The 25,457-nt window shown below is 40.2% G+C and carries 25 protein-coding genes and 1 riboswitch; of the genes, 11 read left to right on the top strand and 14 right to left on the bottom strand.

The window, feature by feature from the left end; all coding sequences use genetic code 11:
• Window positions 1–100 precede the first annotated feature (100 nt).
• Together BN1206_RS00910 and guaA are read right to left on the bottom strand one after the other, a co-directional pair.
• On the bottom strand, window positions 101–625 hold the full coding sequence (locus tag BN1206_RS00910) for a methylated-DNA--[protein]-cysteine S-methyltransferase (RefSeq protein ID WP_013437097.1): 525 nt from the start codon (window positions 623–625) through the stop codon (window positions 101–103).
• A gap of 215 nt (window positions 626–840) precedes the next feature.
• The gene (gene guaA / locus BN1206_RS00905; RefSeq protein WP_013437096.1) at window positions 841–2,391 is read right to left on the bottom strand and encodes a glutamine-hydrolyzing GMP synthase; all 1,551 of its coding nucleotides are present in this window, start codon (window positions 2,389–2,391) and stop codon (window positions 841–843) included.
• A 223-nt stretch (window positions 2,392–2,614) separates the two neighbouring features.
• Between guaA and BN1206_RS09980 the strand changes: the two genes are divergently transcribed.
• Window positions 2,615–2,716: a helix-turn-helix domain-containing protein gene (locus BN1206_RS09980; RefSeq protein WP_022087217.1), complete on the top strand. Its 102-nt coding sequence runs from the start codon at window positions 2,615–2,617 to the stop codon at window positions 2,714–2,716.
• Complete coding sequence (locus BN1206_RS00900) at window positions 2,688–3,125, top strand: helix-turn-helix domain-containing protein (RefSeq protein WP_022087216.1); 438 nt, start codon at window positions 2,688–2,690, stop codon at window positions 3,123–3,125. The genes BN1206_RS09980 and BN1206_RS00900 overlap by 29 nt, the downstream gene beginning before the upstream one ends.
• Here the strand turns inward: BN1206_RS00900 and BN1206_RS09835 are convergent.
• Entirely contained in the window at window positions 3,122–3,274 is a 153-nt protein-coding gene (locus BN1206_RS09835; RefSeq protein ID WP_013437094.1) for a hypothetical protein, read from the bottom strand. The two genes, BN1206_RS00900 and BN1206_RS09835, sit on opposite strands and share 4 nt — an antisense overlap.
• On the opposite strand from BN1206_RS09835, the gene BN1206_RS00895 reads away from it, so the two are divergent.
• From BN1206_RS00895 to BN1206_RS00885, 3 genes are all read left to right on the top strand, one after another.
• Window positions 3,252–3,854 carry a hypothetical protein gene (locus BN1206_RS00895; protein ID WP_013437093.1) on the top strand — a complete coding sequence of 201 codons (603 nt, stop codon included), beginning with the start codon at window positions 3,252–3,254 and terminating at the stop codon, window positions 3,852–3,854. The two genes, BN1206_RS09835 and BN1206_RS00895, sit on opposite strands and share 23 nt — an antisense overlap.
• A 60-nt stretch (window positions 3,855–3,914) precedes the next feature.
• Window positions 3,915–4,012: riboswitch (purine riboswitch) on the top strand.
• 73 nt (window positions 4,013–4,085) lie between these two features.
• The gene (locus BN1206_RS00890; protein WP_013437092.1) at window positions 4,086–4,664 is read left to right on the top strand and encodes a xanthine phosphoribosyltransferase; all 579 of its coding nucleotides are present in this window, start codon (window positions 4,086–4,088) and stop codon (window positions 4,662–4,664) included.
• Between the two features lie 7 nt (window positions 4,665–4,671).
• Window positions 4,672–5,955 (top strand): nucleobase:cation symporter-2 family protein, encoded by a 1,284-nt coding sequence (locus BN1206_RS00885; protein ID WP_052542771.1) that lies wholly within the window; start codon window positions 4,672–4,674, stop codon window positions 5,953–5,955.
• Window positions 5,956–6,053: 98 nt separating this feature from the next.
• Here the strand turns inward: BN1206_RS00885 and BN1206_RS00880 are convergent, their stop codons facing one another.
• Window positions 6,054–6,593: a TMEM175 family protein gene (locus tag BN1206_RS00880; RefSeq protein ID WP_013437090.1), complete on the bottom strand. Its 540-nt coding sequence runs from the start codon at window positions 6,591–6,593 to the stop codon at window positions 6,054–6,056.
• 75 nt (window positions 6,594–6,668) lie between these two features.
• On the opposite strand from BN1206_RS00880, the gene BN1206_RS00875 reads away from it, so the two are divergent.
• Together BN1206_RS00875 and BN1206_RS00870 are read left to right on the top strand one after the other, a co-directional pair.
• Window positions 6,669–7,493 carry an AraC family transcriptional regulator gene (locus tag BN1206_RS00875; protein WP_013437089.1) on the top strand — a complete coding sequence of 275 codons (825 nt, stop codon included), beginning with the start codon at window positions 6,669–6,671 and terminating at the stop codon, window positions 7,491–7,493.
• A gap of 60 nt (window positions 7,494–7,553) precedes the next feature.
• Window positions 7,554–8,978: a C69 family dipeptidase gene (locus tag BN1206_RS00870; RefSeq protein ID WP_013437088.1), complete on the top strand. Its 1,425-nt coding sequence runs from the start codon at window positions 7,554–7,556 to the stop codon at window positions 8,976–8,978.
• A gap of 144 nt (window positions 8,979–9,122) precedes the next feature.
• On the opposite strand, the gene BN1206_RS00865 is transcribed toward BN1206_RS00870, so the two are convergent.
• From BN1206_RS00865 to BN1206_RS00850, 4 genes are all read right to left on the bottom strand, one after another.
• On the bottom strand, window positions 9,123–10,418 hold the full coding sequence (locus BN1206_RS00865; RefSeq protein WP_013437087.1) for a UDP-N-acetylglucosamine 1-carboxyvinyltransferase: 1,296 nt from the start codon (window positions 10,416–10,418) through the stop codon (window positions 9,123–9,125).
• Window positions 10,419–10,547: 129 nt separating this feature from the next.
• Window positions 10,548–12,167, bottom strand: a complete 1,620-nt coding sequence (locus tag BN1206_RS00860) for a CTP synthase (RefSeq protein ID WP_013437086.1) — start codon at window positions 12,165–12,167, stop codon at window positions 10,548–10,550.
• 125 nt (window positions 12,168–12,292) lie between these two features.
• Entirely contained in the window at window positions 12,293–12,850 is a 558-nt protein-coding gene (gene rpoE / locus BN1206_RS00855) for a DNA-directed RNA polymerase subunit delta (protein ID WP_014565544.1), read from the bottom strand.
• A 46-nt stretch (window positions 12,851–12,896) separates the two neighbouring features.
• A complete protein-coding gene (locus tag BN1206_RS00850; protein WP_013437084.1) occupies window positions 12,897–13,298 on the bottom strand; it encodes a YwiB family protein in 402 nt (133 codons plus the stop codon).
• 114 nt (window positions 13,299–13,412) lie between these two features.
• Between BN1206_RS00850 and BN1206_RS00845 the strand changes: the two genes are divergently transcribed.
• Window positions 13,413–14,777: an HD domain-containing protein gene (locus tag BN1206_RS00845; protein WP_052542769.1), complete on the top strand. Its 1,365-nt coding sequence runs from the start codon at window positions 13,413–13,415 to the stop codon at window positions 14,775–14,777.
• Between the two features lie 28 nt (window positions 14,778–14,805).
• Window positions 14,806–15,069, top strand: coding sequence for a hypothetical protein (locus BN1206_RS00840; protein WP_005724095.1), 264 nt, complete (start codon window positions 14,806–14,808; stop codon window positions 15,067–15,069).
• A 41-nt stretch (window positions 15,070–15,110) separates the two neighbouring features.
• Here the strand turns inward: BN1206_RS00840 and BN1206_RS00835 are convergent, their stop codons facing one another.
• Window positions 15,111–16,022 carry an ROK family protein gene (locus BN1206_RS00835; RefSeq protein ID WP_052542768.1) on the bottom strand — a complete coding sequence of 304 codons (912 nt, stop codon included), beginning with the start codon at window positions 16,020–16,022 and terminating at the stop codon, window positions 15,111–15,113.
• A gap of 77 nt (window positions 16,023–16,099) precedes the next feature.
• The gene (locus BN1206_RS00830) at window positions 16,100–17,437 is read right to left on the bottom strand and encodes a PTS sugar transporter subunit IIC (protein ID WP_013641443.1); all 1,338 of its coding nucleotides are present in this window, start codon (window positions 17,435–17,437) and stop codon (window positions 16,100–16,102) included.
• A gap of 195 nt (window positions 17,438–17,632) precedes the next feature.
• Between BN1206_RS00830 and BN1206_RS00825 the strand changes: the two genes are divergently transcribed.
• The gene (locus BN1206_RS00825) at window positions 17,633–18,355 is read left to right on the top strand and encodes a MurR/RpiR family transcriptional regulator (protein ID WP_013641442.1); all 723 of its coding nucleotides are present in this window, start codon (window positions 17,633–17,635) and stop codon (window positions 18,353–18,355) included.
• Window positions 18,356–18,494: 139 nt separating this feature from the next.
• Window positions 18,495–19,922 (top strand): 6-phospho-beta-glucosidase, encoded by a 1,428-nt coding sequence (locus tag BN1206_RS00820; protein ID WP_013641441.1) that lies wholly within the window; start codon window positions 18,495–18,497, stop codon window positions 19,920–19,922.
• A 102-nt stretch (window positions 19,923–20,024) separates the two neighbouring features.
• On the opposite strand, the gene BN1206_RS00815 is transcribed toward BN1206_RS00820, so the two are convergent.
• From BN1206_RS00815 to glmU, 4 genes are all read right to left on the bottom strand, one after another.
• Window positions 20,025–20,999: a ribose-phosphate diphosphokinase gene (locus BN1206_RS00815; RefSeq protein WP_013641440.1), complete on the bottom strand. Its 975-nt coding sequence runs from the start codon at window positions 20,997–20,999 to the stop codon at window positions 20,025–20,027.
• A 240-nt stretch (window positions 21,000–21,239) separates the two neighbouring features.
• Entirely contained in the window at window positions 21,240–22,988 is a 1,749-nt protein-coding gene (locus tag BN1206_RS00810; RefSeq protein ID WP_052542767.1) for an SLAP domain-containing protein, read from the bottom strand.
• Between the two features lie 133 nt (window positions 22,989–23,121).
• Window positions 23,122–23,892 carry an SLAP domain-containing protein gene (locus tag BN1206_RS00805; RefSeq protein ID WP_013641438.1) on the bottom strand — a complete coding sequence of 257 codons (771 nt, stop codon included), beginning with the start codon at window positions 23,890–23,892 and terminating at the stop codon, window positions 23,122–23,124.
• Between the two features lie 154 nt (window positions 23,893–24,046).
• Window positions 24,047–25,432 (bottom strand): bifunctional UDP-N-acetylglucosamine diphosphorylase/glucosamine-1-phosphate N-acetyltransferase GlmU, encoded by a 1,386-nt coding sequence (gene glmU, locus BN1206_RS00800; protein WP_013437076.1) that lies wholly within the window; start codon window positions 25,430–25,432, stop codon window positions 24,047–24,049.
• Window positions 25,433–25,457: the final 25 nt, after the last annotated feature.

Below are 25,457 nucleotides of genomic sequence, written 5' to 3'. Positions count from 1 at the left end.
GTCTAAAATAAAAGGTGAAGATAAAGCAAACGAAGTCTTGTCCCTTTTGGCACACTATTTAGAGATGAAAAGATAGTATCATAACTACAAAAATATATTATTATACTTTTTCCTTGCTCTTTTCTAATTCAAGTAAATACTTCTTATTTTCTATTCCCGCTGCATAGCCGGTTAAACTACCATTTACACCAATCACACGATGACATGGTATTAATATCAAAATAGGATTAGTATGGTTAGCCATGCCAATTGCACGAGCAGCCTTCGGCTTACCCATCATCTGTGCGACTTCACCATAAGTTCTTGTTTCGCCATAAGGAATTTTTTGAAGAGTTTGCCAAACCTGTTCTTGAAAATCAGTCCCTTTAGGTGCTAATGGTAAGTCGAAATTTGTACGTTGACCTGCCAAGTATTCTTTTAGCTCTTGAGCACATTTTTTAACTAATTCGTTGGCATCCTCAGATAGTAATCTATTCTTTTCAACCTCAATAGGCTTAATCGCAATAATTGCTTTATCATTTGCTGTAATTTTGAGAAGACCTATTGGTGTTTCTAATGTCAGGCTATAGTTTTTCAATTCTTCACTTTCTTTTGCTTGGGATGTTCCTGTTAACTTTGCTGACATACATCGACCAGCACAAAAAATAAAAACGCCGCTCAATCTATTAACTTGGGTAAGTTATTGAGTAGGCGCATGTCGAAAATATAACTTTTAGCCACCGCTCTTAAGGCGGGCTGCAAAAAGAGATCTACGGATCTCTTTTTTCTTTACTTAAATTAAAACAAATTTACATCTAAAAAGCCCGCAAAATTAATTGTGAGCTTTTCTTATATTCATTTCTATTCCCATTCAATAGTGGAAGGTGGCTTACTCGTTACATCGTAAACTACACGGTTAACGTTATCTACTTCGTTAACGATTCTATCTGAAATGTGACCAAGTACGTCCCATGGAATTTTCGCAAAATCTGCAGTCATACCGTCAATTGAAGTTACGGCACGAATACCAATGGTGTAGTCATAAGTACGACCATCACCCATCACACCAACTGAACGAATTCCTGGCAAAACAGTAAAGTATTGCCAAATCTTTTCTTGCAATCCAGCTTTCTTAATCTCGTCACGCAAAATCGCATCAGATTCACGCACGATCTTCAGCTTAGGTTCAGTAACTTCGCCAAGAACACGAATACCAAGACCTGGACCTGGGAATGGTTGACGCCATACTAAGTCATGTGGAATACCAAGTTTTTCACCAAGTTCACGAACTTCATCCTTGAACAACTTGCGAAGTGGTTCAATAAGTTTAAAGTGCATGTCCTTAGGAAGACCACCTACGTTGTGGTGTGACTTGATAGTTTGAGCAGTATTAGTACCTGACTCAATGACGTCAGTGTACAAAGTACCTTGTGCTAAGAAGTCAACATCCTTAATCTTTTTAGCTTCTTCGTTGAAGACTTCGATAAATTCCTTACCGATGATCTTACGCTTCTTTTCAGGATCAGTTACGCCCTTAAGCTTGTCCAAGAATCTCTTTTGTGCGTTAACACGGATAATGTTAACACCGAGGTCCTTGTTCAAAGCCTTCATAACTTGGTCGCCTTCGTCCTTACGAAGCATCCCGTGATCAACGAAAATAGCAGTCAATTGATTACCAATTGCCTTGTGAAGCAAAGTGGCAGTAACACTTGAGTCAACACCACCAGAAAGACCTAAGATAACCTTCTTGTCACCGACTTCCTTACGGATTTCGCCAATCTTCATGTCGATGAAGTCATCCATCGTCCAGTTAGCTACGGCACCACAAACGTCAAAGGCAAAACGCTTCAAGATGTCCAAACCATATTCTGAGTTACGAACTTCAGCGTGGAATTGGATACCGTAGAACTTTTTGTCTGGGTTATCAATTGCAGCGATTGGACAGTTCTTGCTTGAAGCAGTTACTTCAAAGCCCTTAGGTGCTTGGGTTACTAAGTCACCGTGGCTCATCCAAACGTATTGCTTGCTTGGTAAGCCCTTGAATAAAGCACTGTCTGGATCTTCGACAGTAATGTTTGCTCTACCGTATTCCTTGTTATCAGCAGGTTCAACCTTGCCGCCCAAGTCATAGCTCATCAGTTGCATCCCGTAACAAATACCCAAAATAGGAATACCTAATTTAAAGATTTCAGGATCAACCTTCAAAGCACCATCGTCATAAACACTGTTTGGACCACCTGAGAAAATAATTCCTTTAGGATTCATTTCCTTGATCCTGTCAATTGAAAGATCGTGGGGCAAAAGTTCTGAGTAGATGCCAAAATCACGAATGCGTCGAGTGATTAATTGATTGTATTGACTACCAAAGTCAAGAACAATAATCTTGTCAAAATCGTCTAGATTTTTAGCCACTTGATTCTCCCTCTTTTCAACTACACATTTTTAATCAACTTTACTAGGAATTTTCAAAAAGGTCAATCAATATTTATGAAACCGAAGTTAAATGTTCAGCTTTTAGGTAATGCAACTACCAGTTGCAACCGCTAGTTGCCTAAGACGCAAGCAAAAAGTTCTTGTTAGCAACTAATTTTTTTATAAATTAAAATCATCACCAAAACAGAAAGGACGACCAATTATGAAACTAGGTCAAAAAATTGCAGAATTACGCAAAAAATCTGGTCTTTCTCAAGAAGCTTTGGCTGAAAAAAATGAATGTCAGTCGCCAAGCCGTTTCTAAGTGGGAAAGTAATCAATCGATTCCTGATATTGAAAAGATTGTCGATTTATCAGAATTATTCGGTGTTACCACTGATTATTTATTAAAAAATGGTACACCTTCTTTTGAATTACCCGGGAAAACAACGGAAGAAGAAACTAAAAAATTACCCAAGATTAGTGATCATGAAATCACTCAATATTTGGAAGTTGCAAAAAATGCAGCTCATTTTGAAAGTTTAGCTCTTGCTCTAATTTTTCTATCAATTGCAGCATTTTGTCTATTTTCTTCTTTCACATTTATCTCTCCTAATATTTTAGGGACAGTATCATATGTCTTACCTGTTATTATTGCCATTGCATTGGGCTGCTTTATTCATGGAAGATTAATAATGCGTGAATATAAATTACTCAAGAGCAATTCGATTTAACGACCGCGCAAAAAGTCAGCTAATTTAACTGCCACGGGAGTTTTACTTTGCATTCTAAGCTCGGCTCCCCTTCTTGCGCTCATTAGCTTTGCCAAGCTTGGTTCATCTACACCATCAGTAGACACGATGACTGCATTAGGCGTCATCATTTTACTGATCATCGTCGCTACCGGTGTCGCATTCTTCATCGCATCTAATCGCTACATCAAAATCTATGAAAAACTAGAATACGAGAACTGCACTCTAGACGAGGAAACGACTAAACAAGTTGAAGCCGAAAAAGAACAATATGCTTCAACCTACACAGCAATGACGATCACCGCCACCGTTTTATGCATCATCTCCGCCATTCCAATTCTCTGCGGCGCATTCTTCACCCAACATCTTTCCGGCAATCAAATCGATTCACTGATGACCGGTTCAGTTGCCATCACCCTGATTTTAATTGCTATCGGAGTTTTCTTCTTTGTCAAAACCAACACCATCGAAGATGGCTACGACATTCTTCTTCAAGTTAAAGACTACACGCCGCAAAACAAGCTGGGCCGTAAAAAGATGCGCAAATACGCTACTATCTACTGGCTAATCATGACCGCCATTTATCTTGGCTACAGCTTCTCTACTGAAAATTGGGAACACAGCTGGATCGTTTGGCCTATCTCCGGAATTACCTACAGCATTTTAGAAAAAATCTTCAGTATGAAAAGCGACGGCGTCGCCTCCGATTAGAAATAATCGAACATTAATGCTTAATTTCCCACTTGTGTTCGGCAATGTATTTTGTTACTATTAAACCAACACAAGAATATCTATATATCGTCGAAATAAGGTCGACAGTTTCTACCCACTACCGTAAATGGTGGACTATAGGTGAATGAAAGTTAAGAAAAACATCTTAAGGACTTCTTTTACCTAAACGTAGGTAGAAGAGGTCCTTATTTCTTTAGGAGGATTAAGTAGTTGAAGTTATTAGAAGACAGAATTAAACGAGATGGGGAAGTTTTAGACGGCGATGTTCTTAAGATTAACTCATTCTTGAACCACCAAGTTGATCCCAAGTTAATGATGCAAGTTGGTGAAGAATTCAAGCGACTTTTCGCCGATGAAAAAATCGACAAGATTTTGACCTGTGAAGCATCAGGTATCGCACCTGGCATCATGACCGCTTATCAATTGGGCGTGCCAATGGTCTTTGCCAGAAAGAAGAAGCCATCTACTCTTAACGACGCAGTTTACTGGGCAGATGTCTTCTCATACACCAAGAAAGTTACCAACAAGATCTGTGTTGAAGAAAAATTCTTACACAAAGGTGAACACCTTTTAATCGTTGATGACTTCGTTGCCCACGGTGAAGCCGTTAAAGGTATGGTTAACATTGCTAAACAAGCCGGCTGTGACATCGTTGGTGTCGGTGCCGTCGTTGCCAAAACCTTCCAAGGCGGAAGCGACTGGGTTAAAAACGAAGGCTTACGCTTTGAAGCTCTAGCAAGTATCGACAGTTTCAAAGACGGTAAAGTACACTTCGAAGGAGAAGAATAAATAAAAAATGGCACAAAAAGAAGTTAGTCACAAAAAAGCTGCTGTCTTAGGTTTGCAACACCTGCTCGCCATGTATTCCGGCGCTGTTGCCGTTCCTCTTTTGATCGGTTCCGCACTTAAATTCAATAGCGAACAAATGACTTACCTTGTTTCTATTGATATCTTCATGTGTGGTCTTGCCACCATGATCCAATTGTTCCGCAACAAATACTTTGGTATCGGCCTTCCTGTTGTTTTAGGCTGTGCCATCCAAGCTGTTGCCCCACTTGAAATGATCGGACAAAAATTTTCGATCAACACGATGTACGGCGCAATCATCGTCGCCGGTATCTTCGTTTTCCTAGTCGCTGGTTGGTTCTCAAAAATTAAAAAGCTGTTCCCGCCAGTCGTCACAGGAACTTTAATTACAGTTATTGGGTTAACTTTGGTTCCTGTTGCTGTCCAAAACATGGGCGGTGGCAATGCTCAAGCCAAAGACTTCGGTGATGCGAAAAATCTTATCGCTGCCTTTCTTACCATCCTCATCATCGTTGCCATCGAAGTCTGGACCAAAGGATTCCTTCGTTCAATTTCTGTTTTGATCGGATTAATCGCCGGAACCGTTATTGCAAGTTTCATGGGACTTGTTTCCTTAAAACCAGTTATACAAGCTTCATGGTTCCACCTGCCACAGCTTTTCTACTTCGGAGCGCCTGAATTTGAATGGTCGTCTTGTTTAACAATGATCATCATTGCATTGGTTTCTATGGTTGAATCAACCGGTGTCTTCTTTGCAATCGGCGACCTGCTTCATAAAGATATTACCGAAGATGACCTTAAACGCGGTTATCGTGCCGAAGGACTGGCACAAGTCTTCGGTGGGCTTTTCAACACCTTCCCCTACACTACATTCTCACAAAACGTTGGCCTGCTTCAATTATCTGGTATTAAAACAAAACGCCCAATCTACTGGGCTGCCGGCTTATTGATGGCTATGGGTCTTCTTCCTAAAATCGGCGCTTTAGTAACCATTATTCCTGATTCTGTCTTAGGCGGCGCCATGTTAGTCATGTTCACCATGATCGCCGTTCAAGGGATCAGAATGTTAACCAAAGTTGACTTTGAAAACAACCGTAACATCTTGGTTGTAGCTATCTCTATCGGATTAGGTTTAGGCGTTACCGTTTACCCACAAATTTTCCAAGACCTTCCTCAAACTATTCAATTGTTCTTGGGTAACGGTATCGTAGTAGCCAGCATTTGTGCTACTTTGCTTAACCTTATATTTAATGGAAGAAGTGGTGCCAAATAAGCTGAATATCCCATTTCATAATTTATAAATCTCACATATTTTTTCTATAAATATTTCTTTAGACCCTACATAAAACGCCTGACAAAAAATCAGGCGTTTTACTTTTTATGATAATGTCGTCTAGGTGCTCGATCAGGTGCGAAGAACGAAATGATGAGCAAAACTAAGTACATGATTAAGGTGATTTTAGGCAAAAGAATTAAAACTACAGCTAGTGGCATCCCGATCAACAGCGTTCTAACTAACGCGGTCTGCCAAACGGCTCCCTTATGAACACGGCCATAATTGCCAGCCACAAAGATCCAAAACGCACACACTTGCACCAACAGATAAACGCCGCCGTAGACTGCTAGCGCCATTTGCGAAGGATCAATGATAATCCACTTAGTCATCACGGGAATAAACGATAGTGTCAGTAGAAAAAAATCTGCGATGACGACCTGCTTCGTCGCTCTTTTAAAGGTGATAAAAATGCGGTGCGCATCATACCAAAAGTCGCCGTCACTTCTAAGTGCAGGAATCGACAACACCATAATCGTAATAATAATCGCAATCACGCCATCGTTAAAAGTGAGTAGGTGTTCTCTTAGCGATGTCTGAAATCGTTCAAAAAATCTATCCTGCTTGTCTTTTTCCATACTCATTCTTCCCCTTAATCTTAATCATTCTCTATAATAGGAATAGAAGAAAAGTTTTTCAATAGCGAGGAAAATATGCCGAACCAATATCATAATTTCAACAATCAAAATCTCGAAAGCCACATTCTATTTTATGGTGAGCAAGCTTGTCAGCCTGACGAATACTTCGAAGGCAATAATTTGCGCAAAAACGATGTCCTCTATTACATCATGTCGGGTAAAGGCACTTTTACTTCAAGCGGCCACCACTCAGTCAAATTAAAAGAAGGCGACCTATTCTACATTCCACGTAGTCAAACCTGCTACTTTCAAGCAGATCATGATGAACCATGGCAGTATTTCTGGATTGGGTTAGCCGGTCCTGGCACCAACCAGATGATTAAGGCTTCTAATTTACCTAATAAAAACTTTTTGCGGCAGATTCAAAACACTAAGTTCTTCACGACTTTACATAAAATCTACGGCATTTTAAACAAGAAGACCTCGCTACTTAATAACATTCAAATTGCCTCTCTCACCTATCAGCTCTTCTATCACCTCGTTAACGAATTTCCTGATCACCCACCGGTTCGCAAAACACCTAAGGTCGATCAATACCAAATCGCTATTGATTATTTGAACAAAAACTACACCGACCCTACTTGCAACATCGTGGAGCTCTGCAACCGGCTTGGCGTTTCGCGTAGTTTTTTGTATGCCCTATTTAGAAAGAATACCAAGATTTCACCGCAAAAATATCTGATGCAATTGCGGATGGAGGCCGCTAAGAAGGAGTTGCAAAATACTACGCATAATTTAAAGCAAATCGCGCATACGGTCGGCTACGGCGACGAATTCACCTTCTCCAAGGCATTTAAACGATATAGTGGCGTCAGTCCTAACGTATTTCGTGGAAATTAATGTCTTTTTTGCATACAATATTAATATGAAGTAAATCTTATCTAGTAAAGGAATGATCAAATGAAACAAACAGAATGTACTACTATCTTAGTAGGTAAAAAAGCAACTATTGACGGTTCAACTATGATCGCTCGTAGTGAAGATGGTGGTCGTGTTATTATCCCTGAAGGCTTCAAGGCAGTTAACCCAGAAGACCAACCTAAGCACTACACTAGCGTTATCAGCAAGCAAAAGATCGACGACGAAGATTTAGCTGCAACTCCTCTTCGTTACACCTCTGCACCTGATGTTTCAGGTAAAAACGGTATTTGGGGCGCAGCTGGTATCAACGCTGAAAACATTGCGATGACTGCTACTGAAACTATCACTACCAACTCACGCATCCAAGGTGTTGACCCACTTCTTGACCCATCAGAAGGCGGTTTAGGTGAAGAAGACTTTGTTACTTTAACTCTTCCATACCTTCATTCAGCATTTGACGGTGTTAAGCGTGTAGGTTACCTTGTTGAAAAATACGGTACCTACGAAATGAATGGTATGGCCTTCTCAGACAAGGACACTATTTGGTACCTTGAAACTATCGGTGGCCACCACTGGATCGCACGTCGCATCCCTGACGATGCATACGTTATCGCACCAAACCGTTTGAACATCGATGAATTCGACTTCGATGACACTGACAACTTCGCTGCAGCAAGCGACTTGAAGGACTTAATCAGTGAATACCACTTGAACCCAGACCGTGAAGGCTACAACATGCGTCACATCTTTGGTTCATCAACTATCAAGGATGCTCACTACAACAACCCACGTGCTTGGTACATCCACAACTACTTCGACCCAGACTTCGGTGGCACTCCTGCTGACCAAGATCAACCATTTATTTGCCACGCAAATCGTTTGATCTCAATCGAAGACATCAAGTGGGCTGAAAGTTCACACTACCAAGACACTCCATACGATGCATATGGTGATCAAGGTACTCCTGAACAAAAGAAGACCTTCCGTCCAATCGGTATCAACAGAAACTTCGAAACTCACATTTTGCAAATCAGAAACGACGTTCCTGCAGAAATCGCTGGTGTTCAATGGTTGGCATTTGGTCCAAACACCTTCAATTCAATGGTGCCATTCTATACTAACGTAACTACTACTCCAGAAAGCTTCCAAACTACTCCTAAGTTCAACTTGAACAAGATTTTCTGGCTTAACAAGTTGACTGCACAACTTGGCGACACCAACTACCGTGTATACGGCGAACTTGAAGATGCCTTTGAACAAAAGAGTTTGGCACAATGCCACAAGATCCAACACGACACTGACAAGGAAGTTAAGGATCTTTCAGGTAAGGAATTACAAGATAAACTTATTGCAGCTAACCAAAAGATGGCTGACACTGTTTACAACAACACTGTTGAACTTCTTGGTCAAATGGTTGACGAAGGTCACGGCTTGATGACTTTGAAGTACGACTTGCTCGATTAGTAAAAAACCAAATTTTAGATAATAAAAATCGCATGGCGAATGTCATGCGATTTTTTTGTACAAAAAAAGACGGAACAGCCTACCCTGCTATTCCGCCACAATATATGATTTTACTAATCTAAAATAATTATGCAAGTCCTGCTTTTATATATTATCTAAAATGCCGGGAACGGAAGGGTCATCTTTGATACTCACATCAGCACCAAGTTGACGCAACTTCTCTTCGACACGGTCATATCCACGCAAGATATTACCTGCCTTGTCGATTATCGTTGTTCCTGTAGCCATTAAACCTGCAATCATTAAACATGCACCTGCTCTAATTTCACCGGCAGTTACTTCTGCACCGTGAAGTTGAGGGGTTGGATGAGCCAAGATAATATTATCTTCAACCTTAATGTTAGCACCCATCTTTTGCAATTGCGCAATATGACCAATTCGCTTTGGATAAATGTTATCGATCACTACGCCTTCACCAGACTTAGCGGTCAAAAGAAGTGGCGTAATTGGCTGTTGTAAATCTGTCGCAAAACCTGGATAAACATCAGTCTTAACTTGCACCATCTTCAAATCACCGGCTGGGTACACATAAAGTGAATCTTCATCCGCATCAATAACAACGCCCATTTCCTCTACCTTAGCTAGGTATGAATCAAGGTGTTCCTCAATAATATTATGAATTCTAATGCCATTGCCGATGCATGCAGCAAGCGATACATAAGTACCTGCTTCAATTCGATCAGGAATAATCGTATGTGGAATTTGTGCCTTAAGCATGTCCACACCTTCAATTCTGATTGAGTCAGTACCTGCACCACGAATAACTGCCCCCATGTTGTTCAAGAAGGTAGCTAAATCAATGATTTCTGGTTCTTTGGCTGCATTTTCAATAATAGTTTGGCCTTGCGCAGTCACACTGGCCATAATAATATTCATCGTAGCACCAACGGATGGCATCTTAAGGTGAATCTTCGCACCATGCAAGCCATCTTCAGGAGCCGTAATTATAATTTGATCATTTTCATTTTTTACGCTGGCGCCTAAGGCTTCAAAGCCCTTAATATGTTGGTCAATAGGACGTGGTCCAATATCGTCACCACCAGGGAAGCCCACAACTGCTTTGCCAAATCGACCAAGAAGTGCACCCATAAAGTAATATGAAGCACGCAAACTCTTAATCTTACCAGCTGGCAAAGGACTCATCTTAATATCGGTTGGATCAATGCACAAAGTTGTCTCTCCGAAGTCACAATGCACATCCATCTCACTCAACAAGTCCATCAAGTTAATAACATCAGCAATTCTTGGGACGCCTTCCAAAGTTACCGGTGTTCTAGACAAAATCGATGCCGGAATCAATGCAACAGTTGAGTTCTTAGCTCCACCAATCCAAACATCACCCTGCAGGGGCTTTCCACCATGAATAATCATCTGCTTCATTGGCGAAAACAAATCCTTTTCTACTTTCAATTAATCATAATAATGTTAAAGGATATTCGCAAAAAAAACAAGAGCTGAGTCCCTCGGTTCTTGTTTTCTTAAGATTTTGTATAATTCAAATCTATTATTCTAGAATTTTTCAGCTGGAAGACCACTAGCTGCACCAATAAATGACTTGAACAAGCCTTCTGGACGTTGTGGACGGCTCAAGAATTCTGGGTGGTATTGAGCTGCGATGAAGAACTTCTTCTTTGGCAATTCAATAATTTCAACTAAGCGGTTGTCTGGTGAAACACCTGAGAAGACCATACCGGCCTTTTCAAATGCGTCACGGTACTTGTTGTTAAATTCGAAACGGTGACGGTGACGTTCTTGAATAACATCTTGGTCGTCGTAAGCTTCACGAGTCTTAGTACCCTTCTTAAGAGCAGCTGGGTAAAGACCTAAACGTAAAGTACCACCGATATTTTCTTCGTCACGCTTGTCAGCCATGATGTCGATAATGTTGTTCTTGCAGTCTGGTTCAGCTTCTGCAGAGTTGGCATCTTCAAGGTGCAATACGTCACGGGCAAATTCAACACTAGCCATTTGCATACCCAAGCAAATACCTAAGAATGGGATATCATTTTCACGAGCGTACTTGATAGCAGTGATCATACCTTCAAGACCACGAGTACCAAAACCACCAGGAACGATTAAACCATCTGAACCCTTCATGATTTCTGCAATGTTGTCTTCAGTTACATCTTCAGCTTGAACCTTATCAACTTCAATCTTAGTGTTGTAAAGGTAACCTGCGTGTTGCAAAGCGTCAGTAACTGAAATGTAGGCATCTTCAAGTTCTACATACTTACCTACTAAAGTAATCTTAGTCTTGTGCTTCAAGCTCTTAGCACGTTCGTCAAGCTTCTTCCAAGCTTCCATGTCAGCTTCTGGCTTTGGACTTTCAAGGTGCAAGAAGTCACAAACTTTTTGATCCATTCCTTGCTTTTGGAAAGCCAAAGGCACATCGAACAATGAAGGAGCATCAATTGATTCAATGATTCGGTCAACAGGAACATCGGTGAAGGTTGAGATCTTGTCCTTGTGTTCTTGGTCGATTGGCTCTTCCGCACGAAGAACAAGCATGTTTGGTTGAATACCGATGCTGCGAAGTTCTGCAACTGAATGTTGAGTTGGCTTAGTCTTCATTTCGTGAGCTGCATGAAGAAGTGGTACTAAAGTACAGTGAATGTACATTACGTTGTCTTCACCAACTTCACGACGCATTTGACGAATAGCTTCCATGAATGGAGTTGATTCGATATCACCAACAGTACCACCAATTTCTGAAATGATTACGTCAGAATCAGTAGTAAGAGCTGCACGCATGATCTTCTTCTTGATCATGTCAGTAATATGAGGAATTACTTGAACTGTTGCACCATGGTAGTCACCACGACGTTCTTTTTCCAAAACTTCTTGGTAAATCTTACCAGTAGTTACGTTAGAGTACTTGCTAGTTCTAACGTCTACGATTCTTTCATAGTGACCTAAATCAAGGTCTGCTTCTGTACCATCGTCGGTAACATAAACTTCACCGTGTTGGTATGGGTTCATTGTACCTGGGTCAATGTTGATGTATGGGTCAAACTTTTGCATGGTTACCTTTAAACCACGATTCTTGAGAAGTCGACCTAGACTTGATGCAGTAATACCTTTACCAAGTGAAGATACGACACCGCCAGTTACGAAGATGTATTTTGTCATTTTCTGCTCCTTTATTATTTATCCTTCAAACAAAAAAGCTCCCTCAAATTAGGGAGCTAAACGCACATAGGGTGCCCAAGAAAAATACTATCTGCTTTTTCTTCTTAAGTCAAGCGTCAAGCAAATTAATTATCTTCTTCGTCATCATCGTCATCGTTTAATTGTGACAATTGACCTTCGATACCGTCTGGCAATACGTCATCAGTATCATCGTTATCTTCATCGTAATCAGAATCGTCGTCGCCGTAGTCGTCATCGCTATCATCAGCAGTGGCATCTAAGTCGTCGTCTTCTGGGTCGTCATTGTCGTAGTCGATGATGTCATCGTCACCAGTTGCACTGGCTAAGAAGGCATTAACCTTCTTGTGGTGCTTACGTGCATCGTCTTCGTCTTCATCTTCTGGGTGGTTAACTTCTTCGTCAACTGATTCGTATGGGAACCATGAGCGAAGTGCCCAAACATTTTCACCCATGGAAATAAATTCACCATCGGTGTTCATGTCAGTATAGAATTGTGGCAAACGTTCACGAATTTCTTCGTCACTCTTGTTCAAGTATTTTTGTACGGCATTAACAATATCGGCAAATGCCATTCTCTTACCATTATCTTCCAAAATTGCACGAGCAACTTCGATCATTGATAATTCGTCGCGGTTTTTGTCTTTAAATTTGTCTAATCCCACAGCTGTACGTCCTCTCTTTTACAATCTTTACTATTCTACTAGGCGTTTAAGTAAAAATCAACGTGACTGCATAGTTACCTATTAAGTATAGTCCATTAAAGAGGTCATATTCAACCCGAAGTTTATGAGAACCTTCATCTTCTGTGTATTCGAGCAGGTTGGTCACGCTGACCATATCCATTTGTCTGCCTTCAACTACATAACGGCAGCTCTCCTTTTCACCGGGAACAAACTTCATGAACGAGTAGTTGTTGTGATCAACGCCTCGTCTGATCAACAATTTGTCGTCCTTTAAAAGCACTTTGACGGGAATTGCACCCTCTTCAGTGTAGGAAATGCGAATAATGTCCCCGTCTTCGGTCATCTTTCCTGGTGCTGTTCTGGTAAAAGTTTCAGTATCGTTATCTTGAGTAATTTTGCTAGTTAAATTGATTGTAATATCGGTCACGCTCTCATCCCTTCCGTTAAGCACTTCAGACACATCTTTGCTATAATTTATATAGGTATACTCTATTTTAATATATTTTTTCAAAAATTAAATTAACAAGCTTGGTGAATGTTTATGGCAAGATTTCAAAGTGAAAAACTAAAACAAGAAGTTGTACTCCGTGACCCGGTGCACGGCTACATCCATATTGAAGATAAAGTTATCTTCGATATCGTAAAATCAAAAGAATTCCAGCGGATGCGCAGAATTAAGCAGCTTGGACCTGTCAGCTATGTCTTTCCTGGGGGAACGCACACCAGATTTGAACATAACTTGGGCGTTTATGAATTAACGCGCCGCATCTGCGATATCTTCGCAAAGAAATATCCTTCGATAATACCAGGAGACGGCCTCTGGGACGATGATAACCGTCTGTTAGTAGAATGTGCCGGCCTGCTTCACGACATCGGCCACGGCCCTTATTCGCACACATTCGAGCACCTTTTTGGCACCAACCACGAAAAGATTGGGCAAAAGATCATCAAGGATCCTAATACTGAAATCAACAAGGCATTAAAACAAGTTGCGCCAAACTTTCCTGAACAAGTTGCTAGCGTAATTGCTAAAACTTACCCTAACCCTCAAGTAGTTAAGATGATTTCAAGTCAGGCTGATGCCGACAGAATGGACTACTTGCAACGTGATGCCTACTTCACTGGCGTTAACTACGGACGCTTTGATTTATCCCACATTTTGCGCGTGATTCGCCCATACCAAGGTGGCATTTGCTTTACCAATAACGGGATGCACGCGGTAGAAGACTATATCGTATCACGTTACCAAATGTACCAACAAGTCTACTTCCACCGCGTTGGTCGTTCAATGGAAGTTATCTTGCACCACTTGCTTGAACGTGCTCAAGACATTTACAAAGAAGGCAATTTAAAAGTTACACCAAGTTTGGCCAAGTTTTTGGCTGGCAACTGGACGCTTGAAGACTACTTAAAGTTAGACGACGGCGTCATGGAAACTAACTTCTTGATGTGGACAGAAGCGCAAGATCCCATTTTATCTGATTTAGCCAAGCGCTATTTATACAGAAAGCCACTCGCTAGCGTCAGAATCGATGAAGAAACTAAGAACTTGTTGCCAAAATTGAAGAATTTGATCAAGCAAGCCGGCTTCAACCCAGATTACTACACCGCTACTAACTCAGCTTTTGACGAACCATACGATGCTTACAAGCCTACTGGTAAAAATGCCAACAGCCAAATTGAAATCATGCAAGATGATGGTAGCTTAATCGAATTATCGCAATTAAGTCCATTGGTTTGCGCCTTAAACGGTACCTTCCAAGGTGACGAGCGTTTCTTCTTCCCTAAGACAATGTTGTCCCACAATGAAGAGCAGCCTCAGATCTTTGACCCACTTTACGAGCAATTTCAAAAATATATTAAAAATGGTGCATTAAGGTACTTAAGAAGACCTAGAAAAAGGTAGAATATAAGGTGAAAGTGAGGTATTTGTTATGAACAATGATGTAAGAACTCAAATCAACCCAGAGGATGAACCAAAACGTGCTGAAAAGAGTGGCTACACTCAAGTGAAAGACCTGATGAACACTATTCACGGCTACTGCATGGATTACACTAATGCATCTTTCAAATTTATCCATGAAAATAAGGATTTAGTCAAAGATATTGTCGACATTAGTTGTAAGACAGCAATGGTCGCTTGTGTTGCGACAGCTAGCGTAAGCATTGCTAAGTTCATGTCAGACGTTAAAAAATAAGTAGATCAAAATAGCCTAGTTCAAACGAACTAGGCTGTTTTTTATTGCTTATTCAGTTCAAGTAAAAGCGAATACAAGGCACCATATAAGTTAGAATCGTTGCCATGCTTTGCGGCAATAATTTTTGGTGGGATCATCTGCTTGCCAATCATTGGGTTGATTTCCAGGATTTTAGCTAATTGATTATTGATTTCTTCAATCAAGATTGGCTGGTTGCTGATGCCACCACCAATCACAAACTTCGAGGCATTGATCACAGTTTGAATATTAATAATCATAATCGCAACGTTGCGGCAGTAAAGTTTAAAAATTGCCAATGCACGTAAATCACCATTATTGATCGCTTCAAAGGCAGTAAGTCCATCATCTAAATCTTTATTTCCAAGAGCTAGATTTACCTTTTTAACCATATTAACGGCAGAACAATTATCACCAGTATATGCAGCCTTGTTCTTTGTGCCGATACCAGAATTAGTAATCATCCAACTAAGCTCACCGGCTTGGAAAGTCCAGCCATGCAAAAGATGATTATTAACAACGACACCGCCGCCAACGCCGGTGCCTAGAGTAATTGCAACACCAGTATCTACTCCGCGCAATTCGCCAAGCCATTGCTCTGATAAAGCTGCTGCTTTGCCATCATTCTCCACACTGATTGGCACATTGTATTTATCCCCTAATGCGTCCTGAAGATTCAAACCATCAAGGAACTTTAACGCACCACCGAAATAAATGATCTTATTTTCAGTATCGATCTTACCTGGTGCACAGATTGCGATACCTTCAAATTGATCCTGATATGAATCGATCACCTCATACATGTTTTCCATAAATGCCGTAAGATTTTTTGCATCTGTTTTAACGCGGTCTTTTTCTAGAATATGTCCTTTTTCGTCGATTAAGGCATACTTCAGATTCGTTCCGCCAATGTCAATTGAGAGATATTTTTTCATTATTTTCCCCTATTAAAAATGAGCTTCTATCTACAAATTAAATGATAGAGATAAAAGCTCATTTTTTCTACTTTAAATTATTTTTCTTCTTTAGCTTTGGCAGCTTGTTCTTGTTTGTAAAGCATGTTGTCATAGCTACGTGCAAATGGCAAATATACAAAGAATGAAATGATTAAGATAATAGCCTGCCAAATAGCAACTTTCCAACCACCGATTAAGAAACCAGAAATTACAGGTGGAGTAGTCCATGGAACCTGGACCCCGTTAAGGTATGGCAAGATACCTGCTTTGATTAACAAGTAAGTTGAACCAGCTGAAAGTGGTGGCATGATAAAGAATGGAAGTGCAAGCATTGGGTTCATAACAATAGGAACACCGAATAATACAGGTTCATTAATGTTAAAAATACCAGGAACCAATGCCAACTTACCAATACTTCTCATTTGAGCTGATCTAGCCATGAAACACATGAAGACAACCAAACCGATAGTCATACCTGCACCAGTTACAGTTGAGAATTGGTCAAACAAACCTTGAATAACGATGTGACCACCGTGTGCAGCGTCTACGTAACCGTATTTCTTAAAGATAGCTGCGTTTTGCAAAGCGTTGGCACTCAAAATTGGACCAGCAATACCACCAACCAAAGTTGAACCGTGAACACCAAAGAACCAGAAGAATGGTACTAGCAAAGTCAAAACTAAGATACCACCAAATGAGTCGGTTATACCTTGAAGTGGTGTTTGAATAGTTGCGTAAATCCATTGAGTTAAAGTAGTATGAGCTACCTTTTCAAAGAAGATATATACAAGAAGCCATAATGCAGTCAATACAGCTGCTGGGATCAAAGCAATAAATGAGTTAGCAACTGCAGGTGGAACTTGTTCAGGCAACTTAATAGTAATCTTACGCTTAACAAACCAACTATAAATCCAACCAGTAACTAAACCAACAATGATCGCAGCGATCATCCCTTGACCCCCAAGCCAAGTACGATCAATAAATCCTGTTAAAAGAGTTGGAGCCTGTTGAGCAGAAACAACGGTTTTAGTTCCGTTCATAACTGGAGTAGTAGAATTCATCAAAATTAGGAATCCTACGAAAGCAGTCATACCAGCAGGGAGTCCTTCAACCCCTTCATTCTTAGCCCATTGATAAGCAATACCAACAACGGCAAATACAGATACAATACCAAATGAAGCATTGTAAGCTTGATTCCAAAATGGAGTCAAACCTGTTTGATTCATCCAATTAGCAACTGCTGGAATTGGGAATGAAGCAAGCAGTAAGAATAAAGAACCGATCATAATGAATGGTAATGACAAAAGCATACCGTCCTTTAAGGCAATAATAGCTTTTGTATTAACAAACTTCATAATTGGCGGCAATATTTTATTGTTAATAAAATTCTTCATAAAAAAATTCCTCCAACTTTTTTATTAACGTGTTTTCATTTGACATCTTTAATTCTATGAAAGCGTTTGCTATTAGACGAGGCTTTGGGAGGAGATAGGTATCATACTGTTTTTAAGCTCAATATTTCGTGATTGGAACACAGTGTTCCAATATAGTACAATTAGTTTAAAGTTTTCACATTAAGGAATAAGATTATGGCATTTTTTGGATTTAAAGATTTATCAAAACTATCTACCGTTGATATGACTATCTATCGTTATATCGAACAAAACAATGATAAGGTAATTTACATGCGCGTCAGAGACATTGCCCAAGGAGCGCACGTCTCTAGTTCTTCTGTTATGCGCTTTATTCATAAGATAGGTTTTAACAGCTTCCCTGAATTCAAAGCTTATTTAAAAAACAATCACCAAAGCCTGCACAACGTGAAAGTACATTACGTTACCGAAGATAACTTCCCTAGCGATACTTTGAGCAAGCTGAACATCGTTGCAGATAAAATCTATCAAGCAGACAACATTATTACTATCGGAATGGGTGATTCAGCCTTTTTAGCAGAATATGCCGCAAGAAAGATGGCAGCTCTAGGATTAAACACCTCTCCTGTCACGGATCCGTTCTATCCGCTCGTTTCCAAATTGGAAAATACTACCAATAACGTCATTATTTGCTTTTCTGTATCAGGCAATACCACTGAAATGGTGGAAATGATCAATCGATTTGTCAACAATGACGATATCCTTCTAATCAGCATCACCGGCGATGAAACTAGCGCTATCGCAAAAATGAGCCGTTATTCCCTTACCTACCATGAACAAATGGTTAGAAAAGAAGCTTACGACTTTTCTTCACAAGTACCTGTAATGTATTTGGTTGAAGGAATCGTCAATATTTTAATTGAAAAAGAAAAACAATAAATAGATGAAACACCCTGTTTCACTTTAGGTACAACCAGCCATTTTATCGAACCATTCCTAAAAGCCCCTTTTGTCTATCATTTATGAAATCGATTTCATATAATGCTTATAACAAGTTAGACAAAAGGAGTTTTTTATTATGACTGAATCTACTTTCCCTAAAAACTTTCTATGGGGTGGCGCCGTCGCCGCTCACCAACTCGAAGGTGGCTACAATGAAGGCGGCAAAGGCATCTCAATCGCCGACCTCATGACTCTCGGCGGACCAAATCACCCTCGTGAATTGACTGCCACCATCGAAAAGGATAAATACTACCCTAACCACAAAGCCATTGATTTTTATCATCACTATAAAGAAGACATCAAATTAATGGCCGAAATGGGTTTCAAGGCTTTTCGCACCTCAATTGCCTGGACCAGAATCTTCCCTAATGGCGACGAAACACAACCCAACGAAGCAGGATTAAAATTCTACGACGACGTCTTCGATGAATGCTTAAAATACGGCATTGAACCAGTCGTAACCCTTTCTCACTTCGAAATGCCATATCACCTTGTAACTGAATATGGCGGCTGGAGCAATAGAAAGTTGATCGACTTCTTCACTCGCTTTGCTCATATTTGCTTCGAACGCTATCACAACAAGGTCAAGTACTGGATGACCTTCAACGAAATTAACAATCAAGCTAACTATGAAAGTGATATCTCCGTTTACGAAAACTCAGGCATCAAATTCAAGGAAGGCGACGACAAGCAAAAGCTAATGTACCAAGCTGCTCACTATGAAATGGTCGCTAGTGCTGAAGCCGTACAAATTGGTCACGCAATCGATCCAGATATGCCAATCGGCTGTATGCTTGCCTTCTGCCCAATTTATCCTGCATCCCCTAAGCCAGAAGACATCCTCTTTGCCCAAAGAGCAATGGACTCTCGCCTCTACTTCGGCGACGTTCAAGTTAACGGTGAATATCCAAGATGGCTTACTCAATACTTCAAAAACAAAAACTACAACTTAGACATCACCGATAAAGATCTCGAAATCTTGAAACATGGTACAGTTGACTACATCGCCTTCTCCTACTACATGTCCTTTGCAGTTAAATACACTGACCACATGGATTATCGCGAATATAGTGATTTAGTTGAAAATCCATTCGTTAAGGCAAGCGATTGGGGGTGGCCTGTTGATCCAGTTGGTTTGCGCTACTCCTTAAACTGGATGACTACTCGCTGGCACAAGCCATTATTCATCGTTGAAAATGGTCTTGGCGCTTACGACAAACTAACAGACGATCACAAGGTTCATGATGATTACCGCATCGAATACTTGCGTAGTCATATCAAGGAGATGAAAAAAGCTGTCACAGAAGATGGCGTAGATTTATGGGGCTACTTGCCATGGGGATGCATCGACTTAGTAAGTGCATCAACCGGCGAAATGAACAAGCGTTACGGTTTTATCTATGTTGACGAAGATAATCATGGCAATGGCTCTATGAAACGCTACAAGAAGGATTCATTCGACTGGTACAAGAAGGTCATCGAATCTAACGGAGCCGATTTATAAAATATTTACTTTTCATTACATTTATTTCAAAAACTCTCTCAAACATATGAAAAAAACGGCTAGTCAATTAGACTAGTCGTTTTTCTTATCTTCAAATAATTTTTACTTGTTCTTGTCAGCTTCGTATCTGTTATCGAACAATGGGCTAAGTGCCTTGTGTTCTTGGATGCACTTAATAGCATCACCCATAAGTGGGCCAACAGATACTAAAAGCATCTTGTCCAACTTCTTTTCAGCTGGTTGGTTGATTGAGTCAGTAAGAATTAAGTTCTTAATTGGTGAATCATTCAATCTCTTGATGGCTGGGCCTGAAAGAACGGCGTGAGTTGCACTAGCGTAAACTTCAGTAGCACCTGCATCGATCAATGCTTGAGCTGCTAAAGTAATAGTACCAGCAGTATCGATCATATCGTCGATAATGATTGCACGCTTGCCCTTAACATCACCGATAATGTTCATAACTTCGGCAACGTTAGCCTTAGGACGACGCTTATCAACGATAGCGATAGGACAACCTAAGAATTCAGCAAGCTTTCTAGCACGGTTAACACCACCGTGGTCAGGTGAAACAACAACTGCGTTTTCTTCAAGATGATTACGTAAGAAGTAGTCAGCAAGAAGAGGAGCACCCATCAAGTTATCAACTGGAATATCGAAGAAGCCTTGGATTTGTGGTGCGTGCAAGTCAAGTGAAAGGATACGATCTGCACCTGCAGTTTGAAGCATATCAGCAACAAGCTTAGCAGTGATTGGTTCACGTGCACGAGTCTTACGGTCTTGACGAGCATAACCATAGTAAGGCATTACAATGTTAATTGTACGAGCACTAGCACGACGTACAGCGTCGATCATGATCAAAAGTTCCATCAAGCTATCGTTTACTGGATCACTTGTTGATTGAACAAGGTAGACGTCTTTACCACGTACAGTTTCATCAATATTAATTTGAATTTCGCCATCACTAAAACGTTCAACGCTTGACTTAGAAAGTGGAATGCCAACACGGTCCGCAATCTTTTGAGCCAATGGCACGTTTGAGTTGAGGGCAAAAATCATCATATCGTCTTTATAGGACATAATTTCCTCCGTAAAAAAATTTAACCAGCTCTATTTTAGCAAAAGTTGTTTCAAAAAGAACTACATACTCTTTAATTATAACAAGATTTTTGCTTCAATAGTAAAAAAACAACAAAAGCACTAACTATTAAGTCTTAAAAAAGTTAGAATATATGTGTACTTTCGAGTACAACGAAAATATCCTAAAAAATAAGACGTAACATCTATTGGATGTACGCCTTATTTTTGTTTTCAGTACTATTAGTTGTTGCTAGTAGTAGTACCTACTTGAGCATAGTCATTAATGTTCAAAGCTTGAGTGTAACCGTTAGTTACGATTGCCAAAGTAGTGTTGTTGTTAGTAAATTGAACGTTGCTTTCTGGAACGTTGTTTACTGAAGCTACTAATTTAACAATTGCGGAAACTTCATCTGGAGTTAAGTTGCTTAAGTTAGCTACAGTAACCTTCTTACCGTCAAGCTTAGCCTTTGCACTAGTGATGTTAGCGATAGCTTCGTTAACTTGTGCAACAGTTGCGCTAGCGTTGTTGTTTACAGCAGTAGCGTCAGTAATTGCCTTGTCGTATGCACTCTTAGCACTTGATGAAGCAAGCTTGTAAGCATCTGTGTTCTTAATAGCGTTTGCTTCGTTGATGCTTGGAGTAAGCTTAGCCTTATCAGCTGCAGTAGCTACAGTAACTTCAGTTAAAGCTTGTTCTGGAGTGTTAACTGGGCTTAAAGTCTTGCCACTGTAGATAACGTCAGTAGCCTTTAAGTAGCCTCTGCCACTAGCTAACTTGTAGAACAATTCTGGAGTGCTGTTAGCTGAGGTAGCAATGTATCTTAATTCTGAAACTTGTTGCTTTTGGCCAGCACCGAATGATCTAGTTGAGTCTGCTTGACCCTTGATGTCGTAAAGTGGAGCAACCTTAGTAGTAGTTACGATTGATGCATTCAAATTAGTATCGTATGATGAGTTGTCATCTACAGTTGCGCTGCCGTCTGGTTCGTTAACTGGATCAAGCTTGCTTGAAACCTTACCAACATTAGCAGCCTTTACGAATTGATCGTCACCGATCTTGTAGTAAAGCTTAGTACCAATGTATCTTGCTTCAGTAGCCTTTACCTTCTTGCCCTTCTTAACGGTCTTCTTTTCAGTATCACCGTTACCATCGTAGATGTAGGCATTCTTCTTCATGGTAATAGTTACGCTGCTGGCTGAGTCAACGTTGCTTGCCTTAACAAATGCAGTACCTGCAGCGTTAAGTTGGTAGTAATCCTTACCATTGATAGTGTCAGTACCGTATGTGTTAACAGTAGTACCCTTAGTAAGCTTTGTCTTACCGTTGTACTTCTTGATACGCTTGCCATTTTGGTCGTAAACGTATGCGTTGTGGATCAACTTAACCTTGATAGCATCCATGTCTGAATCCTTCTTAGTTGAAGTCTTCTTGGTTGAAGTGGTCTTGCTAGTAGTTGACTTCTTAGTTGAAGTGGTCTTCTTAGTGGTTGAAGTGGTAGTCTTGCTTGATGATGAAGCATTTGCACCACCAACTACATTTGCGGCCTTAATGTAAGCATTGTTGCCAAGGCTATAGTAAAGAACACCTTTGATCTTAGTAGTGCCGTTTGACTTTACAGTTACACCCCTTGCAATAGTAGTGTATTTTGCACTGCCCATGTATTTATCAAGACGCTTACCATTCTTGTCGTAAACATAAGCGTTACGAGCTAAAGTAATGTCGTTTGAAGATGCCTTTGAAGTAGCCTTTGATGAAGTTGACTTCTTAGCAGTAGTCTTAGTTGCTGCCTTCTTTGATGAAGTACTCTTTGAGTTTGACTTACTATCAGTAGTCTTCTTGGTTGAAGTAGTAGTCTTCTTTGCAGTGGTCTTGCTTGATGACTTAGTAGTTGTTGCAGCTTGAACTGAGTTTTGGGTGTTAGCTACAAGTGGACTAACACTCATCAATGCGGCTGCTGATACCATAATCAACTTATGATTTAATTTCATCTATTGTTTACCTCAAATCTAAACTAAAAATTAAATTCATTTATATATTGTAAATCCAAAACCGAATTTTGCCAATTTTAGTACAAAAAAAGACATCTTTTCTTAACAAAAAGGTATCTTTTATTGCAAATTATTACTTAACAGTTACATCTGAAGCTTTAACGTAGTAACGGTTTGGTTGTAAAGCGTAGTACTTAACACCTTTGATAGTCTTAGTACCTAAGCCATTAACAGTTACGCCCTTGCCGATGTACTTAGTGTTTAAGTAATTGTTTACACGTTTACCATTCTTGTCGTAAACGTAAGCCTTGTTCTTCATAGTAATCTTTACAGGCTTAACGGCTGCCTTCTTGCTAGTAGTCTTCTTAGTTGAAGTTGACTTAGTAGTAGTCTTGGTAGTCTTTGAGTTGCTGTTTGACTTAGTTGAAGTCTTAGTAGAGGTCTTCTTTGAAGAAGTGTCTGACTTAGTGGTCTTAGTAGTCTTCTTTGCAGTGCTCTTCTTAGCAGTTGAAGTAGTAGTTGTTACCTTCTTGCCGTCTGACTTAAGAGTGTATGTAGTGTTGCCTGACTTGTAAGTTACTGTACCTTGAGTTGCTGAAGCTGGAATCCAGTACTTCAAATCAGTTTGGATACTGTAGTAAACTTGACCATTGATAGTCTTAACGTTCCAAATAGTGTACTTGCCACCCTTAGTAGCAGTCTTTGAAGTCTTCTTACCGTTTCTGTCAACGAACTTCATGGTCTTAGTCATTTCAACACGACTATTCTTGCCGTAGGTGTTGTTAACGCCCTTTGCATGTGCAACTGGTGCAGCTTGTACGCTACTTGATGCCATACCTAAAACTGGACTAACGCCCATTAAAACTGCTGCTGATACCATCATTAACTTATGACTTAACTTCATAAATATATACCTACCTCGTTAAAAATATTCTGTGTAAATATATTGTAGGGCTCTTATATAATTTTGCAAATAAATACTTTAGCCTTAATACTTTTTTATCAAAAGAACCCTAGTCCGTTTGAACTAGGGTTGCTGCTTTATTTTTTATTTAAAACTATTCCCAATCTTTGTCTTTTGAAAGAGGAAGTTTGTGCCAGTAGTCTGGCTTGTTGACTTGACGACCACGAGCAATTGCCATGTCGTACTTGTCTACGTCCTTAGTGATGGTTGAGTCAGCAGCAATAAATGTATGATCAGCAACATTAATTGGAGCGATCAAAGTTGAACCAGCACCGATGAATGAGTGATCACCAACATTAGTATGGAACTTCTTAACACCATCGTAGTTAGAGAAGATGGTACCACAACCGACGTTAATATCCTTACCCAAAGTAGCATCCCCAACATAAGTCAAGTGACCTACCTTACTGTTTTCGCCAATTTCAGCCTTCTTGATTTCAACAAAGTTACCAATGTGAGCACCCTTGCGAATAACTGCCTTTGGACGAAGGTGTGAGTTAGGACCAATATCAGTATTGTCATCCATTTCAGCTTCTTGAAGAGTTGAAGAAGTAATGGTTACGTGGTTGCCGATCTTAGAATCAACAATTCTTGAACCATTAGTGATGTAACAATCACTACCGATTTCGGTGTTGCCCTTAATCACAACGTTGCCTTCAATTACAGTATCGTTGCCGATCTTTACGCCAGCATCAATATAAGCAGTATCAGGATCGATGAATGAAACACCGTTACGCATGTGTTCTTCGTTGATTCTTCTTTGCATGGTCTTAGTTGCTTGTGCTAAGGCAATACGGTCGTTTACCCCAAGACTTTCACTGAAGTCTGGCATCTTGTAAGCACCAACGCGTTCGCCACTGTTACGCAAGATTTCGAGCACATCAGTCAAGTAGTATTCACCTTGTGCGTTGTTGTTGTCAACGTGCTTCAAAGCTTCGAAAAGCTTCTTGTTGTCAAAGCAGAATACACCAGTGTTAATTTCCTTAACCTTTAATTCTTCTGGCTTACCGTCTTTTTGTTCAACAATTCTTAAAACGTTGCCTTGGTCATCACGAATGATTCTGCCGTAGCCAAATGGGTTAGGTGCTTCAGCAGTCAAAACAGTAGCAGCGTTGCCCTTTTCTGCGTGGTACTTGAACAATTCGTCAAAAGTTTCGGTGGTAAATAAAGGAGTATCACCAGTAACTACCAAAGTAGCACCGTCTTTATCACCTAATTCTTCCTTAGCAGTCATTACCGCGTCACCAGTACCAAGTTGCTTTTCTTGGAAAGCAAAGTCAGACTTGCCGTCTAAAACCTTTTCAACTTCGCCAGCACCTGTACCAACAACAGTAACGATCTTGGCAGGGTTAACGCCACGAGCGGCATCAACTACGTGTTCAACCATAGTCTTGCCACAAACTTTGTGTAATACCTTATATAACTTTGATTTCATTCTGGTGCCCTTGCCTGCAGCAAGAACAACTACATATTTTTCCATTAGTAATTAACCTCTTAATAATTAA

This window comes from Lactobacillus sp. OTU4228, assembly GCF_001006945.1.
Lineage (GTDB): Bacteria > Bacillota > Bacilli > Lactobacillales > Lactobacillaceae > Lactobacillus > Lactobacillus amylovorus.
This window is presented reverse-complemented; position numbering and strand designations above follow the sequence as displayed.